We start from the raw sequence: 15,850 nt of genomic DNA on the forward strand, positions 1-15,850 counted from the left end.
CCGCGGCGGCTCGAGCGTGGGGACGGAGAAGAAAGGGGGATGCGGAGGCGGGGCTCTGCGGCCCTATCGCATTCGCTGGTTCACGGGAGGCTCCCTCGAACGACCAGGACCCCTGGGCTGATCACTCGGAAGAGTGCGAGGGGTCCGCGCTTGCCGCAGACCTCGCTGCCTACGGCCTGGTCTTCACCCGGGGCACCCCGCCACGGACGGAGGGTTGCCGGACAGTCGGCCGGGGCCGAATGACTGTCGCTCATGACCTGCACAGGAACGTACGGGAAAAGATCGGCGCCCCGCAACCCGGGTCCGGATCGCGGGACGCACGTCACACGGGAGGGCGTTACGCGTTGCTCACGGCCACCCAGCGGTCCAGCACCCGTTTGGCGGCGCCCGAGTCGATCGCCTCGGCGGCCCGGTCCATGCCGGCCCGGAGCTGCTCGGTCAGCGGCGCCTCGCCGGGCGCCAGGGCCACCAGGGCCGCCGCCGAGTTCAGCAGCACCGCGTCCCGTACGGGGCCCACCTCGCCGGCCAGCAGGCGGCGGGCGACGTCGGCGTTGTAGGAGGCGTCGGCGCCGCGCAGCGCCTCGACCGGCACCAGTTCCAGGCCGACGTCCCGCGGGTCGAAGCTCTCCTCGGTCACCCGGCCGTCCCGCACCACCCAGACCCTGGAGGTGGAGGTCGTGGTCAGCTCGTCGAGGCCGTCGTCGCCGCGGAACACCAGGGACGAGTGGCCGCGCTCGGCGAAGACACCGGCGATGATCGGCGCCATCCGGGCGTGGGCGACCCCGATCGCCTGGGACTTCACCCTGGCCGGGTTGGTCAGCGGGCCCAGGAAGTTGAACACCGTGCGGATACCCAGCTGGCCGCGGGCCGCCGCCACGTGGCGCAGCGCCGGGTGGAACTTCACGGCGAAGCAGAAGGTGATGCCGGCCTCCTCGGCGACCTCCGCCACCCGTCTCGGCGTCAGCTCCAGATTGACCCCGAGCTTCTCCAGGACGTCGGAGGCCCCGGACGCCGAGGAGGCGGCCCGGTTGCCGTGCTTGACGACCTTCGCCCCCGTGCCGGCCACGACGATCGCCGACATGGTGGAGATGTTGACCGTCTTGGCGCCGTCGCCGCCGGTGCCGACGATATCGACCGTCTCCCCCGGCACCTCGATCACGTTGGCGTGCTCGTACATGGTGCGGACGAGACCGGAGATCTCCTCGACCGTCTCCCCCTTGAAGCGGAGGCCCACCGCGAGGCCGGCGATCTGCGCGTCGGTCGCCTCGCCGCGCATGATCACGTCCAGCGCCCACGCGGTGTCGTCCGCGGAGAGGTCGTGGCCGTCCAGCAGTTTGTTCAGCACGGCGGGCCAGGAGCGGCCCGCCGCGATGTCGCCTCCAGCGGGGGTCACAGCGCTCATGAGCCGCTCCTGCATCGTGTGTGTGGTGGGAAGGGAGTGTGCTCCCACCCTATCCAGCCCCGGGCAGGGCGAAGGGCCCCGTCCGAGGATCGGACGGGGCCCTTCGACCGTGGTGTGGCGACGCTGGAGGGTCAGTGGTGGCCGTGGCCGCTCGTGATCTCCTTGTACTCCTCGACAGTCGGCTTCGGGATCTGCGCGTCCTCGCCGTAGTAGGCCTCGCTGAGCTTGGCGCGGAGCTTCTCGGTGCTCTTCACCTTGCGCTCGACGCCGTTCTCGTCGACCGTGGGGCCGATCTCGGCGGGCTTGTACTGCTCGTGCGCCGTGAGCGTGTGCAGCTGCTCCTGGCTGAGCGGCTCGTGCACCTCGATGAACTCACCGTGCGGCAGGCGCTTGATGATGCCCGACTCGCGGCCGTGCAGCACCTTCTCCTTGTCCCGGCGCTGCAGGCCGAGGCAGATCCGCTTGGTGACGACGAAGGCGACGACCGGCCCGAGGAAGAACCCGATCCGCACGAACCAGGTGACCGCGTTGATCGACAGGTGGAAGTGGGTGGCGACGATGTCGTTGCCACCGCCGATCAGCATGATCATGTACGCGGTGACCCAGGCCACACCGAACGCGGTCCGGGTCGGGGCGTTGCGCGGCCGGTCCAGGATGTGGTGCTCGCGCTTGTCCCCGGTCACCCAGGACTCGATGAACGGGTACAGGGCGATCAGCATCAGGAAGATGCCGAAGATCACCAGTGGGATGAAGACGCCCAGGACCAGCGTGTGACCCCAGAAGTTGATCTCCCAGCCGGGCATCGCCCGGACCAGGCCCTCGGCGAAGCCCATGTACCAGTCGGGCTGGGCGCCCGTGGAGACCATGTCCGGCCGGTAGGGGCCGATGGACCAGATCGGGTTGACCGCCACGAGGCCGGCGATGGCCGCGATGACACCGAAGACCAGGAAGAAGAAGCCTCCGGCCTTCGCCATGTACACCGGCAGCAGCGGCATGCCGACGACGTTCTTGTTGGTCTTGCCGGGACCCGCGAACTGCGTGTGCTTGTGGTAGAAGACCAGGATCAGGTGGCCGACCACGAGCCCGAGCATGATGCCCGGCAGCAGCAGGATGTGGATCGAGTAGAACCGGGCGACGAAGTCGGTCCCGGGGAACTCCCCGCCGAACAGGAACATCGAGATGTACGTACCGACGATCGGCACGGACAGGATCGCGCCCTGGGTGAAGCGGACACCGGTGCCGGAGAGCAGGTCGTCCGGGAGCGAGTAGCCGGTGAAACCGGTGAACATGCCCAGGACGAACAGCAGGAAGCCGAACAGCCAGTTGATCTCACGTGGCTTGCGGAACGCGCCGGTGAAGAAGACGCGCATCATGTGCACGAACATGCCGGCGAGGAAGATGATCGCCGCCCAGTGGTGGATCTGCCGGATCAGCAGACCACCCCGGATGTCGAAGCTGATGTCGAGCGTCGACTTGTACGCCTCACTCATCAGCTGTCCCTGCATCGGGACGTACGAGCCGTGGTACACCACCTCGTTCATCGAGGGGTGGAAGAACAGCGTCAGGTACACACCCGTGAGGATGATGATGATGAAGCTGTAGAGGCAGATCTCGCCCAGCATGAAGGACCAGTGGTCCGGGAAGATCTTGCGCATGTTGGCCTTGGCCAGGGAGTAGATCCCGAGCCTGCCGTCGGCCCAGTCGGCGACACGTTCGCCGGCCGGGGCCTTTCCGCGCGACCGGTCCGCCGATGCGCCGGCGGACGGGTTCGGGTTGCTGGCTGCAGTACTCATCCGCGCTCCCAGAATGCAGGACCGACGGGCTCCTCGAAGTCGCTGAGCGCTTCGAGGTAGCCCTCGTCGTTCACGCCGATCCGCAGCTGCGGCAGCGGGTGCCCGGCGGGACCGAAGATCACCCGGGCACCGTCGGCAAGGTCGAAGGTGGACTGGTGGCAGGGGCACAGCGCGTGGTGCGTCTGCTGCTCGTACAGCGAGATCGGGCACCCGACGTGGGTGCAGATCTTCGAGTACGCCACGACGCCCTCGTGCGACCACTCGAGTTCCTGCTTGTCCTTGATGGCCTCCGGCTCCAGCCGGATGATCATCAGGGCCGCCTTGGCGATCTCGTTCTGGAAGCCGTGGTCGTGCTCCTCCAGGCCCTCGGGCTTGGCGAAGGTGAGGGAACCGACCGCGATGTCCGACGGACGCATCGGCTCGTTCGTGTTCATGTTGACGAGCAGCTTGCCCTTGGACCACAGCGTGTGGCGGAGCTTCGTCCCGGGCAGCGGGCCGAGGTCGCGCAGCAGGACGACGCCGGAGAGCGGCACCAGCGTCAGCGCCCCGAACATCGTGTTGCGGATCAGCTTGCGCCGGCCGATCACGGATTCCTTGGCGCCCTGCTTGAAGTCCGCGTGGACCTTCGCACGGGTCTCGGGCGACGCCTCGATCGGGTGCCGCTCGTCGGCTACCTCCTCGTCGGACATCAGGGTGCGCGCCCAGTGGACGGCGCCCGCGCCGATGGCGAACAGCGCCACGCCCAGGGTCAGGCCCAGCGCGAGGTTCATCGCGTTGATGTGCCCGAGCGGCCAGACGTAGACCGCCTCGTCGTGCGGGATCGCCACGAAGGAGGCGATGAAGCCGATGGTGGCCAGCATCGACAGCGTGAACAGCAGGGCGACCGTGCGCTCGGACCGCTTGGCGGCCCGCTCGTCGATGTCCTGGATCCGGTGCTCGTGGGGCGGCAGCCCCGGGTCCGCGAACGGGTGCTTCTCGTCCGCGGGCTTCGGCACGCCGTGCGTGCGGCCCTGCTCGGCAGGCAGGTTCTCTTCTGGAATGTCTTGGCTACTCATGACTTCTTGGCCTTTGCGGTCCGAGCGGCGACCCACACGGCGACGGCGATGCAGCCACCGAGACCGAAGATCCAGCCGAAGAGGCCCTCACTGACCGGCCCGAGGCCGCCGAGCGAGAGACCGCCGGGGTTCACGGTGTCGTCCGAGTTGACCGCGTCCAGGTAGGCGATGATGTCCTTCTTGTTCTGCTCCGTCAGCGTGCTGTCGGGGAAGGAAGGCATGTTCTGCGGGCCGGTCTGCATGGCCTCGTAGATGTGCTTCGGGTCGACGTCCTCAAGGGTCGGCGCGTACTTGCCGTGCGTCAGCGCACCGCCCTTGCCGGTGAAGTTGTGGCACTGCGCGCAGTTGTTGCGGAACAGCTCACCGCCCTTGGCGATGTCCGCACCCTGGGGGCCGTACTTCTCCGCCGACGGGACGGCCGGGCCGGCGCCCAGCGAGGCGACGAAGGCCGCCAGCTGGTCGATCTCGGCCTGGGAGTAGATCACCTTCTTGCGCGGGACCTGTGCGCCGGGCTGCTGGGCCGGCATACGTCCGGTGCCCACCTGGAAGTCGACGGCGGCGGCGCCGACGCCTACCAGGCTCGGACCGTCGGTGGTGCCCTGACCCCCGGTGCCGTGGCAACTGGCACAGCCGACGGCGTAGAGCTTCTTGCCCTCGTCGATGGCGAGGGACTGGGCGGTTTCATCGGCCTGCGCCTTGCTCGCGGGTGCGAACGCGGCGTACAGCCCCCCTGTGCATGCCAGCGCGAGGAGTAGGACGACGAGCGCCGCCAGCGGGTGGCGTCGTCGTGCGGAGAGCTTTTTCACGGATTACCCCGGTGTCAGGATCTTCTGCGTCGATGCTTCTGGTATTGCGCGGGTGCGCGCCGCGACTACTTGATCAGGTAGATCGTGGCGAACAGGCCGATCCAGACCACATCGACGAAGTGCCAGTAATAGGACACGACGATGGCGGCGGTCGCCTGCTCGTGGGTGAACCTCCGGGCCGCGTAGGTGCGGCCGAGGACCAGCAGGAAGGCGATGAGGCCGCCCGTCACGTGCAGTCCGTGGAAGCCGGTGGTCAGGTAGAACACCGAGCCGTACGGGTCCGACGAGAGCGAGAGGCCCTCGTGCTTGACCAGCTCGGTGTACTCGAACACCTGACCGCCGATGAAGATCGCACCCATCACGAAGGTGACGATGAACCACATCCGGAGCTTCTTCACGTCACCGCGCTCGGCCGCGAACACGCCGAGCTGACAGGTGAGGGAGGAAAGCACCAGGATCGTGGTGTTCGTCGCGGAGAACGGAAGGTTCAGCGCGTCGGCCTTCTCGGACCAGAAGTCCGGGCCGGTCACCGATCGCAGGGTGAAGTACATCGCGAAGAGGGCCGCGAAGAACATCAGCTCGGAACTCAACCAGATGATGGTTCCGACGCTGGTGAGGTTCGGCCGGTTGACCGACGGGTGCGCGTGCCCGGTTTCTACTGTCGTTGCTGTCGCCACGACCGACATTATGTCGGTCGCTTATCCCGCCCTCACCCCGGGGGGTGCCGTTCGGAGTGTCCGCACCGTCTGTACTGCCCGTATGGCCCATCGAACGGGCCCTCGAAGCCGTGTCGAAGCCCTGTCCGAACCAGTGTTGACGAGGTGTTCGAGGGAGTAGCATCCGGCGCGACGGGCTACGACTGTTTCACTGCGTATCGGAGGAAGCATGCAGCCGACCGCCACGGTGCTGGTCTACAGCGACGACTCCAACACCCGCGAGCAGGTGCGGCTGGCGACCGGTCGCCGGCCGGCTCCGGACGTGCCCGTGGTCGAGTTCGTGGAGTGCGCCACTGTGGCCGCCGCGCTCAAGGAGCTGGACAAGGGCGGGATCGACGTCTGCGTCTTCGACGGCGAGGCGGTGCCCATGGGGGGCATGGGCCTGTGCCGCCAGATCAAGGACGAGGTCTTCCGGTGCCCGCCGGTGCTGCTGCTCATCGCACGGCCGCAGGACGCGTGGCTGGCGACGTGGAGCCGCGCCGAGGCGGCTGTGACGCTGCCGGTGGAGCCGGTGGAGTTCGCGGGCGCGCTGGCCTCGCTGCTGCGCCAGAAGAGGCTGGAGGGCGTCTAGGGGCGCCCGGCGGGGCCGGGGGCGCCCGCCCGCTCATGGGGGCGCGGTCAGACGCTCTGCGGCCTCAGCCTGGCCTGCTCCGCCGTGCCCTGGCCGTTCGGGGTACCACCCGTAAGGGCGCTTCCCGTGCGCCATTTGGTCCAGTCGAGGTTCCAGTCGCCGAAGCCGTTGCCGAAGGGTTCCATCGTCTCGCCACCTGAGTTGACGACCTCGACGAGGTCGCCCTCCTGCACGGTGTCGAAGAACCACTCCGCGTCGGCGGTGCTCATGCCGACGCAACCGTGGCTGACGTTGGCCGCGCCCTGCGAACCGACGGACCACGGGGCGGCGTGCACGTACTCGCCGCTCCAGGTGACCCGGGTGGCGAAGTACACGGGCAGGTCGTACGACTCCGAGGAGCCCTCGGCGATGCCGACGGTGCTGCTGCGCATGCGTACGAAGGGTTCCTTGGCCAGGACGACCTTGACGCCGTTGCGGGTCTCGAAGCCGGGCTTGCCCGCGGTGACGGGCATCTGCCTGACCTCCTCGCCGTCCCGGTAGACCGTCAGCGTGTGCGCGGCGGCGTCGGTCACGGCCACGACGTGGTCGTCCGTGGTGATGGTGAGGGGCTTGGCGGTGCCGCCCCACATCCGGTCGCCGATCTTGATGCCGTCGAGGGTGCTGCGGACCTGGACGGTGGCGTGGGCGGGCCAGTACTCCTTGGGCCGGTAGTGGAGCTTCTTGTCGTCCACCCAGTGCCAGGCGCCCTCCACCGCGGGCGTGGAGTCCACCTTCAGGGCGCGCTCCACTATGGCGCGCTGGGCCGGGTCCGCGACCGGTTGGCTCAGTTCCGCGGTGACGGGCTGGCCGACGCCGTACGCGCCCGCCTCGGGCCCGAAGGAGACGTCCAGGGTCTTCTTGGTGCTGGGCCGGCCGGTCTCGAAGGTGAGGACCTTGCGGCCGGGCGCGCCGTCGCCGTCCTCGGTGCTGACCCGCACCGTGTAGCTGGCGCCGGCGGCCAGCGGGGTGGTGCTGTGCCAGCGGGCTCCGTCGGCGGAGAGCTCGCCCGCGACGTGGCGCCCCGCCGCGTCCATGGCCGTGACGTCCGTGATGCGCCCGTCGGCGCCCTCGGCGACGACCTCCAGGGGCTTGTCCGGGTCGGCCTTCTTCCCGGCCTCGGTGGGGCCGTTGAAGGAGATCTGCCCGGCCGCGTCGTACGGCGCGGCGGACAGCGGGTTGTCGTCGCCGCCGGTGCAGGCGGTGACGCTCGCGCCGAGAGCGATCACCAGCAGGGTGCAGCCGACGACCGTACGCCCCCGCGCCTGGAAGTGAACCGTGTTGCTCATGACCTCACGCTAGGGAGCGACGTCAATGGCGGCACGGCGGGTAACCCGGACGAGTGAGGCGGGTGCGGCAGACGAAGGGGCCCGGACGCTCCTGACGGAGTGTCCGGGCCCCTCGGCGCTCGGCGCGTGCTACTGGGTGCGGTTCTCACCGCGGTAGTACTCGAAGACCCAGCCGAACAGACCGATCAGCAGGATCGGAGCCGAGAAGTACAGGAGCCACCAGCCGACCGCCACGCCCAGGAAGGCGAAGGCTCCGCCGATCCCGAGCGCCAGCGGCTGCCAGCTGTGCGGGCTGAAGAACCCGATCTCGCCGGCGTCGTCCGCGACGTCCGCTTCCTTGTTGTCCTGGGCGCCCACGTCGACCCGCCTGGCCGTGAAGGCCAGGTAGAAGCCGATCATGATGGCCAGGCCGAAGGCCATGAAGAGGGCCGTGGTGCCGACCGGCTCCATCGACCAGTAGCCGTAGACGATCGCGACGGCCAGGATGAAGACGCTCAGCCAGATGAAGAGCTTGCCCTGGATCTTCACTTCCCGGCCTCCTTGCCGCCGGCGAGGGCCTTCTCCCCGTGACCGACGTTCTCGAGCTGGTCGAGCGCGGCGACCTCGGGGTGGTGCAGGTCGAAGGCGGGGGATTCACTGCGGATGCGCGGCAGCGTGAGGAAGTTGTGCCGCGGCGGCGGGCAGGAGGTCGCCCACTCCAGCGAACGGCCGTAGCCCCACGGGTCGTCCACGTTGACCGGCTTGCCGTACTTGGCCGTCTTCCAGATGTTGTAGAAGAACGGCAGCAGCGACATGCCGAGCAGGAACGAGCTGATCGTCGAGATCGTGTTCAGGGCGGTGAAGCCGTCGGCCGCCAGGTAGTCGGCGTACCGGCGCGGCATGCCCTCGGCGCCCAGCCAGTGCTGGACCAGGAAGGTGCCGTGGAAGCCGATGAACAGCGTCCAGAAAGTGATCTTGCCCAGTCGCTCGTCCAGCAGCTTGCCGGTGAACTTCGGCCACCAGAAGTGGAAGCCGGCGAACATCGCGAACACCACGGTGCCGAACACCACGTAGTGGAAGTGCGCCACCACGAAGTACGAGTCCGAGACGTGGAAGTCCAGCGGCGGCGAGGCCAGGATGACACCGGTCAGACCACCGAAGAGGAAGGTGATCAGGAAGCCGGTGGACCAGAGCATCGGTGTCTCGAAGGACAACGACCCCTTCCACATGGTGCCGATCCAGTTGAAGAACTTCACACCGGTCGGGACCGCGATCAGGAAGGTCATGAAGGAGAAGAACGGCAACAGCACGCCGCCCGTGACGTACATGTGGTGGGCCCACACCGTCACCGACAGACCGGCGATCGCGATCGTCGCGGCGATCAGACCCATGTAGCCGAAGATCGGCTTGCGGGAGAAGACCGGGATGATCTCACTGACGATGCCGAAGAACGGCAACGCGATGATGTACACCTCTGGATGCCCGAAGAACCAGAACAAGTGTTGCCACAGCAACGCTCCGCCGTTGGCCGAGTCGAAGATGTGCGCACCGAACTTGCGGTCCGCCTCCAGCGCGAACAGGGCCGCGGCCAGCACCGGGAAGGCGAGCAGGACCAGCACACCGGTCAGCAGCACGTTCCAGGTGAAGATCGGCATGCGGAACATGGTCATGCCGGGCGCGCGCATGCAGATGATCGTGGTGATGAAGTTGACCGAGCCGAGGATCGTGCCGAAGCCGGAGAAGGCCAGACCCATGATCCACAGGTCACCGCCGATGCCCGGCGAGTGCACCGCGTCGGACAGCGGGGAGTAGGCGAACCAGCCGAAGTCGGCCGCGCCCTGCGGGGTCAGGAAGCCGCCCACCGCGATGAGCGAACCGAACAGGTACAGCCAGTAGGCGAACATGTTCAGCCGGGGGAACGCCACGTCCGGGGCGCCGATCTGCAGCGGCATGATCCAGTTCGCGAAGCCCGAGAACAGCGGCGTCGCGAACATCAGCAGCATGATCGTGCCGTGCATAGTGAACGACTGGTTGAACTGCTCGTTCGACATGATCTGCAGGCCCGGACGGGCCAGCTCGGCGCGCATGAGCAGCGCCATCACGCCGCCGATCACGAAGAACGCGAACGACGTCACCAGATACAGCGTGCCGATCGTCTTGTGGTCAGTGGTCGTCAACCACTTGATCACGACGTTGCCGGGCTGCTTGCGCCGTACCGGCAGCTCGTTCTCGTACGAGTCCTCCGCTGCCGAGGCACCCTGGGGTTCGTTGAGGATGCTCACAGGTTGTTCGTCTCCCGGTTCTTCTCGTGGCTCGTCTGCGCGATGCCGGCGGGAACGTAACCGGTCTGCCCCTTCTTCGCGAGGTCCTGGAGGTGCTGCTCGTAGCGCTCCGGGGAGACGACCTTGACGTTGAACAGCATCCGGGAGTGGTCCACGCCGCACAGCTCGGCGCACTTGCCCATGAAGGTGCCCTCCTTGTTGGGGGTCACCTCGAAGGCGTTGGTGTGGCCCGGAATGACGTCCTGCTTCATGAGGAACGGCACCACCCAGAAGGAGTGGATGACGTCACGCGAGGTCAGGACGAAGCGGACCTTCTTGCCCTTGGGGAGCCAGAGGGTCGGGCCCGGGTTGTTGTTCTGCGGGTTCCGCGTGCCGGGGACACCACAGTCGTGGACGCCGCCGGCGTTCGCCGGGAAGTCGTTCTTGAACCGGTCCGGGATCGCGGCCAGTTCCTTGGAGGTCTTGGCGTCGCCGGACGAACCTTCGACGTTCTCGACGTGGTTGAAGCACCAGCTCCACTGGAAGCCGACCACGTTGACCGTGACGTCGGGCTTGTCCTCCAGGCTCATGAGCTCGGACTCGTCACGGGCGGTGAAGTAGAACAGCACCGAGACGATGACGAGTGGAACGATGGTGTACAGCGCCTCGATGGGCAGGTTGTACCTGTTCTGCGGAGGGACCTCGACCTTGGTGCGGGTGCGCCTGTGGAAGAAGACACTCCACAGGATCAGGCCCCACACCAGCACGCCGGTGGCCAGCGCGGCAGCCCACGATCCCTGCCACAGGGAGAGGATCCGCGGAGCCTCTTCCGTGGTGGGGGTGGGCATGCCGAGGCGGGGGAAGTCCTCCCATGTGCAACCGGTGGCGGTCGCCAGGACCAGGCCCGCGGTCAGTGCCTGCAGCAGCTTCCGCCGCATGGGGCGCCGCGGCGAGCGGTCGGAGCCGTTGGGACTCACGTAGCGCCTTCCCGAGAGTCTCGCCCGCGCTGTTCGGCTGCGGCCTTCTCGCTGGTCGGTCGCCGCCCTGCGTCGGGCAGGGGTTTGATGTTTATGCGGACCAAACCCTAGCCGACGCACTTCGGGGGTTCGCGGGGAGGGTGGCATACGCGCCGTCGGTCACTCCCAAGGGTGGGATCGGGCGCCCACGAAGCCGGGACCGGGGGTTGTCCGGGGACTGACGGTGCGTCGTGGCCGGTCGCGCCCGCGCGGCGGAGCCGGATATCGGCGCGGTCCCGCACCCCTGGTCGGCACTCCCCCGCCGGGGGTCATAGCGTTGCCGTGTGGCCTACTTCGACGCTGCTTCCGCCGCTCCCCTCCATCCCGTCGCCCGACAGGCCCTGTTGGCCTCCCTCGACGAGGGGTGGGCCGACCCCGCACGGCTGTACCGGGAGGGGCGGCGGGCACGGTTGCTGCTCGACGCGGCGCGGGAGGCGGCGGCCGAGGCGGTGGGGTGCCGGGCGGACGAGTTGGTGTTCACCCCTTCGGGGACGCGGGCGGTGCATTCGGGCGTCGCGGGGGCGCTGGCCGGGCGGCGCCGCGCGGGACGTCACCTGATCGTGTCCGCCGTCGAACACTCCTCCGTACTCCATGCGGCCGAAGCGCACGAGGCCGGCGGCGGGACGCTCACCCAGGTCGCCGTGGGCCGGACGGGGGCGGTGGACCCGGCGGCGTACACGGCGGCCCTGCGCGACGACACCGCGCTGGCCTGTCTCCAGTCGGCCAACCACGAGGTGGGCACCGAGCAGCCGGTGGCGGACGTGGCCGAGGCCTGCCGGGCGGCGGGCGTGCCGCTGCTGGTGGACGCGGCCCAGTCGCTGGGCTGGGGGAAGGTGGCGGGCGACTGGTCGCTGCTCACCGCGAGCGCCCACAAGTGGGGCGGCCCGTCGGGGGTCGGGCTGCTCGTCGTACGCAAGGGTGTGCGGTTCGCGCCGCAAGGGCCCGGGGACGAGCGGGAGTCGGGCCGGGCGCCCGGCTTCGAGAACCTTCCGGCGATCGTGGCCGCGGCGGCGTCGCTGCGGGCGGTGCGGGCCGAGGCGGCCGGGGAGGCGGCCCGGCTGCGGGAACTGACGGAGCGGATCCGGGCCCGGGTGCCGGCCCTGGTGCCGGATGTGGAGGTGGTCGGCGATCCGGTGCGCCGGCTGCCCGGCACCGTCACCTTCTCGTGTCTCTATGTCGACGGGGAGACTCTGCTGCACGAGCTGGACCGCGCGGGCTTCTCGGTCTCCTCCGGCTCGTCCTGCACCAGCGGCACCCTGATGCCGAGTCACGTCCTGAAGGCGATGGGGGTGCTCAGCGAGGGCAACGTCCGGGTGTCGCTGCCGCCGGGGACGCCGGCCGAGGAGGTCGAGCGGTTCCTGGAGGTGCTGCCGGGCACGGTGGCCGCGGTGCGGGAGAAGCTGGGGGCGCCGGTGGCCGGGGAGAGTGCCCGGGTCACGGGCGCGGACCTGGTCGTGGACGCGCTGGGCCGGCGCTGCCCCGTTCCGGTGATCGAACTGGCCAAGGTCATCGGCGACGTACCCGTCGGCGGCACGGTCCGCGTCCTGTCCGACGACGAGGCGGCCCGGCTGGACATCCCGGCGTGGTGCGAGATGCGGGGGCAGGAGTACGGGGGCGAGCAGCCGGCGGAGAGGGGCATCGCGTACCTGGTCCGCCGGGTGAGCTGACGCCGGTGAGCTGCCGCCGGGCAGGGGCGCGGGGGCTGTGTCGATGTGCGGCTCGGCCGCGTGACCTCGACCGGCCCCACGCACCCGCGCCCGGCGTCGCTCCCGGGGGCCTCCCCCGTGGCCGCCGGGCCGCCCTCTAGCCCAGGTGCCCCTGGACCTCGGCCGCCGCCTCGTCGCCGTACGCCTTGGTGAAGCGCTCCATGAAGTGCACCCGCCGCAGCTGGTACTCCTGCGTACCGACCGTCTCGATGACCAGGGTCGCGAGCATGCACCCGACCTGCGCGGCCCGCTCCAGGGACACTCCCCAGGCCAGTCCGGACAGGAACCCCGCGCGGAAGGCGTCGCCGACACCCGTGGGGTCGGCCTTGCGCTCCTCGTCCGGTACGCCGACCTCGACGCTCTCCTCGCCGGCCCGCTCGATGCGGACGCCCCGCGCGCCGAGGGTGGTGACGCGGTGGCCGACGCGGCCGAGGATCTCCTCGTCCGTCCAGCCGGTCTTGGTCTCGATGAGCCCCTTCTCGTACTCGTTGGAGAAGAGGTAGGTCGCCCCGTCCAGCAGTATCCGGATCTCGTCGCCGTTCATCCGGGCGATCTGCTGGGAGAAGTCGGCGGCGAACGGGATGGACCGCGTGCGGCACTCCTCGGTGTGCCGGAGCATCGCCTCCGGGTCGTCGGCGCCGATGGAGACCAGGTCGAGGCCGCCGACCCGGTCGGCGACGGTCTTGAGCTCGATCAGGCGGGCCTCGCTCATCGCGCCCGTGTAGAAGGAGCCGATCTGGTTGTGGTCGGCGTCGGTGGTGCAGACGAAGCGGGCGGTGTGCAGGGTCTCGGAGATGCGCACCGAGCCGGTGTCGACCCCGTGCCGGTCCAGCCAGGCCCGGTACTCGTCGAAGTCCGAGCCGGCGGCGCCGACGAGGATCGGCCGGGTGCCGAGCTGGCCCATGCCGAAGGCGATGTTCGCCCCGACGCCGCCCCGGCGCACGTCGAGCTGGTCGACCAGGAAGGAGAGCGAGACCGTGTGCAGCTGGTCCGCGACGAGCTGGTCGGAGAAGCGACCGGGGAAGGTCATGAGGTGGTCGGTGGCGATGGAGCCGGTGACTGCGATGCGCACGGCGTGGACTCTCTCCTGAGGGGGAGGCGGGTTGACAGTTCACGCTACCCGGGAGTGCCCCCGGCCCGAAGCAGGCAAAACTACCCGGTAGTACAACTTTCTTCGCGGTCCGGAACGTGCCTACGGTTCTGTTATGACGAACCTGAGGACCGCCGACCCCGCCCCGGCCGACCTGGACGGCGACCTGGCGTCGCTGCGCGGCGACTGCGCCCGGATGGCCCCGCGCTGGGAGGCTCCGGCCGACGCCTCCGCCCGTCCCGTCCCCGTCTCGCTCCTCCACGGCGTGCGGGTGCCGCGGACGTCGGCCCGGTTGCTGGACGCCATGTCGGACTACGGCGACTGAGCGCCGCCGGGCGGCTTCGCGGCCGTTCGGGCGACGCGTGGCGTCGCCGGGAACCGGATCCACCTCCACCGCGTCCCATCGCTGTCCCCAGTAACAGCCGAAGGAGCGATGCGGTGAACACCGAGCGACCCGACAACGACGACGCCACCGCCGCCGACGAGGCCGGTACCGGGCGTCCCGCGCGGCGGCGTCCCCCGGCCGTCGCCGTCGCGTCCGTGGCCGCCGCCGTGCTGCTCGTGGGGACCGGCGGGGCCTATCTGGCCGCGTCCGCCTCCGACGGCGGCGCGGACGGCGGTACGGCCTCCGGGGCATCCGGCGACGACACTCCCCCGCCGCTCGCCCTGGACGGCCGCGGGGCGCCCTCCAAGGGCGGCCAGGACGGTGTGAACGGCATCGCCCCCGGAGAGCCCGACCCGTACGGCGTCACCTACCGCGCCGACGGCGCCCTCCCCGAGGGTCCCGGCTCGGCGCCCGTGTACCGGGCGAAGGGCGAGGTCACCGAGGCGGAGGTGGCCCGGCTGGCCGGGGCCCTGGGAGTCGGCGGGGCGCCTCGGGTCCAGGGCGAGGCCTGGAAGGTCGGCAACGCCAAGGACGGTTCCGGGCCCCTGCTCACGGTGAACCGGCAGGCGCCGGGCACCTGGACCTTCCACCGCTACGCGCCGGGCACCGACAACTGCAAGAAGGGCGCCGTGTGCAAGGCCCCGTCCGCCGACGGGAGCCCGGTGAGCGAGGCGGCCGCGAAGAAGGCGGCGGCGCCGGTGCTGAAGGCGCTGGGCCAGGACGACGCCAAGCTGGACGCGGGCCAGGTCATGGGCGCCCGGCGGGCCGTGAACGCCGAGCCCGAGGTCGGCGGGCTGCCCACGTACGGGTGGACGACCGGTGTGGTCGTCGGCGCGCGGGGCGACGTGGTCGGCGGCAGCGGCCAGGTGAAGACGCCGGTCAAGGGGGACACGTACCCCGTCCTGGGCGCCGAGGAGACGCTGACGCTGCTGAACGCGCCGGACGGCGGTTCCGGGTCCGGCATCGGCGGCTGCGCGAGCCCCGTTCCGCACCAGGACGGCGCGGACCTGCCCTGCGCCCCGCCGACGGGCACGCCGGAGAAGCCGCGGAAGCAGACGGTCACGGTCGAGGACGCGGTGTTCGGGCTGGCCGCGCATCCGGTGCGGGGGCGGCAGACGCTGGTGCCGTCCTGGCTGTTCGAGGTGCGGGCGCCGGGCTCCAAGGAGGCCGTCACGGTCACGTATCCGGCGGTCGACCCGCGGTACCTGACCACCGCGGCCCCCGCCTCGCCCGCGCCGTCCCCGTCCGACGAGCCGTCCTCGGCGCCGGCTGACCCGCGGAACGTACAGGTGAGCGGCTACACGGCCGAGGGCGGGGAGCTGACCGCGCACTTCACGGGCGGGGTGTGCTCCGACTACGAGGCCACGGTGAAGGAGAGCGGGGAGAAGGTGACGGTCACGGTGACCGAGACCCCGCGTCCGGAGAAGGTCTGCATCCTGATCGCCAAGGAGTACGAGCGGACGGTGCCGCTGGACGAGCCGCTCGGCGACCGGACGGTGGTGGGCCCGGACGGCGAGGAGATCCCGGTGCACAAGCCGGGCGCGCGGCTGCCCGCGCCGTCCGGGAACCGGTGACGGCACGCTCACCCAGGCGGACGGACGGACAAGAGGGCGGGGGGGGGGGGGGGGGGGCGCCCCCCCGGCCCCCCCGCCGCGCGGGGGGGGGGGGGGGGGCGGGGGGGGTGGGTAAAGGTGGAGGGGGGGGTTAGTATTCGCGTGGGGGTGGTGGGGGGGGTGTACCGACCA

14 protein-coding genes and 1 riboswitch are annotated in these 15,850 nt (G+C 70.0%); of the genes, 4 read left to right on the forward strand and 10 right to left on the reverse strand.

Translation table 11 applies throughout. The features are described from left to right. Window positions 1-141: 141 nt before the first annotated feature. Window positions 142-258, reverse strand: a riboswitch (SAM riboswitch). A 79-nt stretch (window positions 259-337) separates the two neighbouring features. From trpD to ACH4NX_RS08400, 5 genes are all read right to left on the reverse strand, one after another. After that, entirely contained in the window at window positions 338-1,402 is a 1,065-nt protein-coding gene (gene trpD, locus ACH4NX_RS08380; protein WP_398127738.1) for an anthranilate phosphoribosyltransferase, read from the reverse strand. Between the two features lie 131 nt (window positions 1,403-1,533). Then, window positions 1,534-3,195: a cytochrome bc complex cytochrome b subunit gene (locus ACH4NX_RS08385; protein ID WP_345595794.1), complete on the reverse strand. Its 1,662-nt coding sequence runs from the start codon at window positions 3,193-3,195 to the stop codon at window positions 1,534-1,536. Next, a complete protein-coding gene (locus tag ACH4NX_RS08390) occupies window positions 3,192-4,250 on the reverse strand; it encodes a Rieske 2Fe-2S domain-containing protein (protein ID WP_398127739.1) in 1,059 nt (352 codons plus the stop codon). Before ACH4NX_RS08390 ends, ACH4NX_RS08385 begins: the two co-directional genes overlap by 4 nt. Beyond that, window positions 4,247-5,056: a c-type cytochrome gene (locus ACH4NX_RS08395; RefSeq protein ID WP_351392301.1), complete on the reverse strand. Its 810-nt coding sequence runs from the start codon at window positions 5,054-5,056 to the stop codon at window positions 4,247-4,249. Before ACH4NX_RS08395 ends, ACH4NX_RS08390 begins: the two co-directional genes overlap by 4 nt. Window positions 5,057-5,121: 65 nt before the next feature. Further along, complete coding sequence (locus ACH4NX_RS08400) at window positions 5,122-5,742, reverse strand: heme-copper oxidase subunit III (protein ID WP_279563209.1); 621 nt, start codon at window positions 5,740-5,742, stop codon at window positions 5,122-5,124. A gap of 199 nt (window positions 5,743-5,941) precedes the next feature. Between ACH4NX_RS08400 and ACH4NX_RS08405 the strand changes: the two genes are divergently transcribed. Further along, window positions 5,942-6,343 carry a hypothetical protein gene (locus ACH4NX_RS08405; RefSeq protein ID WP_351392305.1) on the forward strand — a complete coding sequence of 134 codons (402 nt, stop codon included), beginning with the start codon at window positions 5,942-5,944 and terminating at the stop codon, window positions 6,341-6,343. Between the two features lie 47 nt (window positions 6,344-6,390). Here the strand turns inward: ACH4NX_RS08405 and ACH4NX_RS08410 are convergent, their stop codons facing one another. The 4 genes from ACH4NX_RS08410 to coxB all read right to left on the reverse strand — a co-directional run bounded on the left by ACH4NX_RS08410 (window position 6,391) and on the right by coxB (window position 10,885). Beyond that, entirely contained in the window at window positions 6,391-7,668 is a 1,278-nt protein-coding gene (locus ACH4NX_RS08410; RefSeq protein WP_351392307.1) for an Ig-like domain-containing protein, read from the reverse strand. Between the two features lie 129 nt (window positions 7,669-7,797). After that, entirely contained in the window at window positions 7,798-8,196 is a 399-nt protein-coding gene (locus ACH4NX_RS08415) for a cytochrome c oxidase subunit 4 (RefSeq protein ID WP_351392310.1), read from the reverse strand. Beyond that, a complete protein-coding gene (gene ctaD / locus ACH4NX_RS08420; RefSeq protein WP_351392313.1) occupies window positions 8,193-9,929 on the reverse strand; it encodes a cytochrome c oxidase subunit I in 1,737 nt (578 codons plus the stop codon). Before ctaD ends, ACH4NX_RS08415 begins: the two co-directional genes overlap by 4 nt. After that, entirely contained in the window at window positions 9,926-10,885 is a 960-nt protein-coding gene (coxB, locus tag ACH4NX_RS08425; RefSeq protein WP_351392316.1) for a cytochrome c oxidase subunit II, read from the reverse strand. Before coxB ends, ctaD begins: the two co-directional genes overlap by 4 nt. 323 nt (window positions 10,886-11,208) lie before the next feature. Between coxB and ACH4NX_RS08430 the strand changes: the two genes are divergently transcribed. Beyond that, window positions 11,209-12,591 carry a cysteine desulfurase/sulfurtransferase TusA family protein gene (locus ACH4NX_RS08430; RefSeq protein WP_398127740.1) on the forward strand — a complete coding sequence of 461 codons (1,383 nt, stop codon included), beginning with the start codon at window positions 11,209-11,211 and terminating at the stop codon, window positions 12,589-12,591. 136 nt (window positions 12,592-12,727) lie between these two features. Here ACH4NX_RS08430 and ACH4NX_RS08435 read toward each other — a convergent pair whose 3' ends face one another. Then, the gene (locus ACH4NX_RS08435; RefSeq protein WP_351392322.1) at window positions 12,728-13,702 is read right to left on the reverse strand and encodes a carbohydrate kinase family protein; all 975 of its coding nucleotides are present in this window, start codon (window positions 13,700-13,702) and stop codon (window positions 12,728-12,730) included. A gap of 133 nt (window positions 13,703-13,835) precedes the next feature. Here ACH4NX_RS08435 and ACH4NX_RS08440 point away from each other — a divergent pair, with 133 nt between their 5' ends. Together ACH4NX_RS08440 and ACH4NX_RS08445 are read left to right on the forward strand one after the other, a co-directional pair. After that, window positions 13,836-14,045 carry a hypothetical protein gene (locus ACH4NX_RS08440; RefSeq protein ID WP_351392325.1) on the forward strand — a complete coding sequence of 70 codons (210 nt, stop codon included), beginning with the start codon at window positions 13,836-13,838 and terminating at the stop codon, window positions 14,043-14,045. Window positions 14,046-14,158: 113 nt separating this feature from the next. Then, window positions 14,159-15,679, forward strand: a complete 1,521-nt coding sequence (locus ACH4NX_RS08445) for a hypothetical protein (RefSeq protein WP_351392328.1) — start codon at window positions 14,159-14,161, stop codon at window positions 15,677-15,679. Window positions 15,680-15,850 lie beyond the last annotated feature (171 nt).

The organism is Streptomyces sp. NPDC017225, from assembly GCF_044331465.1.
GTDB lineage: Bacteria > Actinomycetota > Actinomycetes > Streptomycetales > Streptomycetaceae > Streptomyces.

Coding starts and splice junctions, on each gene's coding strand:
- trpD (WP_398127738.1), bottom strand. CDS start 1,402: ATGAGCGCTGTGACCCCCGCTGGAGGCGACATCGCGGCGGGCCGCTCC.
- ACH4NX_RS08385 (WP_345595794.1), bottom strand. CDS start 3,195: ATGAGTACTGCAGCCAGCAACCCGAACCCGTCCGCCGGCGCATCGGCG.
- ACH4NX_RS08405 (WP_351392305.1), top strand. CDS start 5,942: ATGCAGCCGACCGCCACGGTGCTGGTCTACAGCGACGACTCCAACACC.
- ACH4NX_RS08390 (WP_398127739.1), bottom strand. CDS start 4,250: ATGAGTAGCCAAGACATTCCAGAAGAGAACCTGCCTGCCGAGCAGGGC.
- ACH4NX_RS08410 (WP_351392307.1), bottom strand. CDS start 7,668: ATGAGCAACACGGTTCACTTCCAGGCGCGGGGGCGTACGGTCGTCGGC.
- ACH4NX_RS08440 (WP_351392325.1), top strand. CDS start 13,836: ATGACGAACCTGAGGACCGCCGACCCCGCCCCGGCCGACCTGGACGGC.
- ACH4NX_RS08400 (WP_279563209.1), bottom strand. CDS start 5,742: ATGTCGGTCGTGGCGACAGCAACGACAGTAGAAACCGGGCACGCGCAC.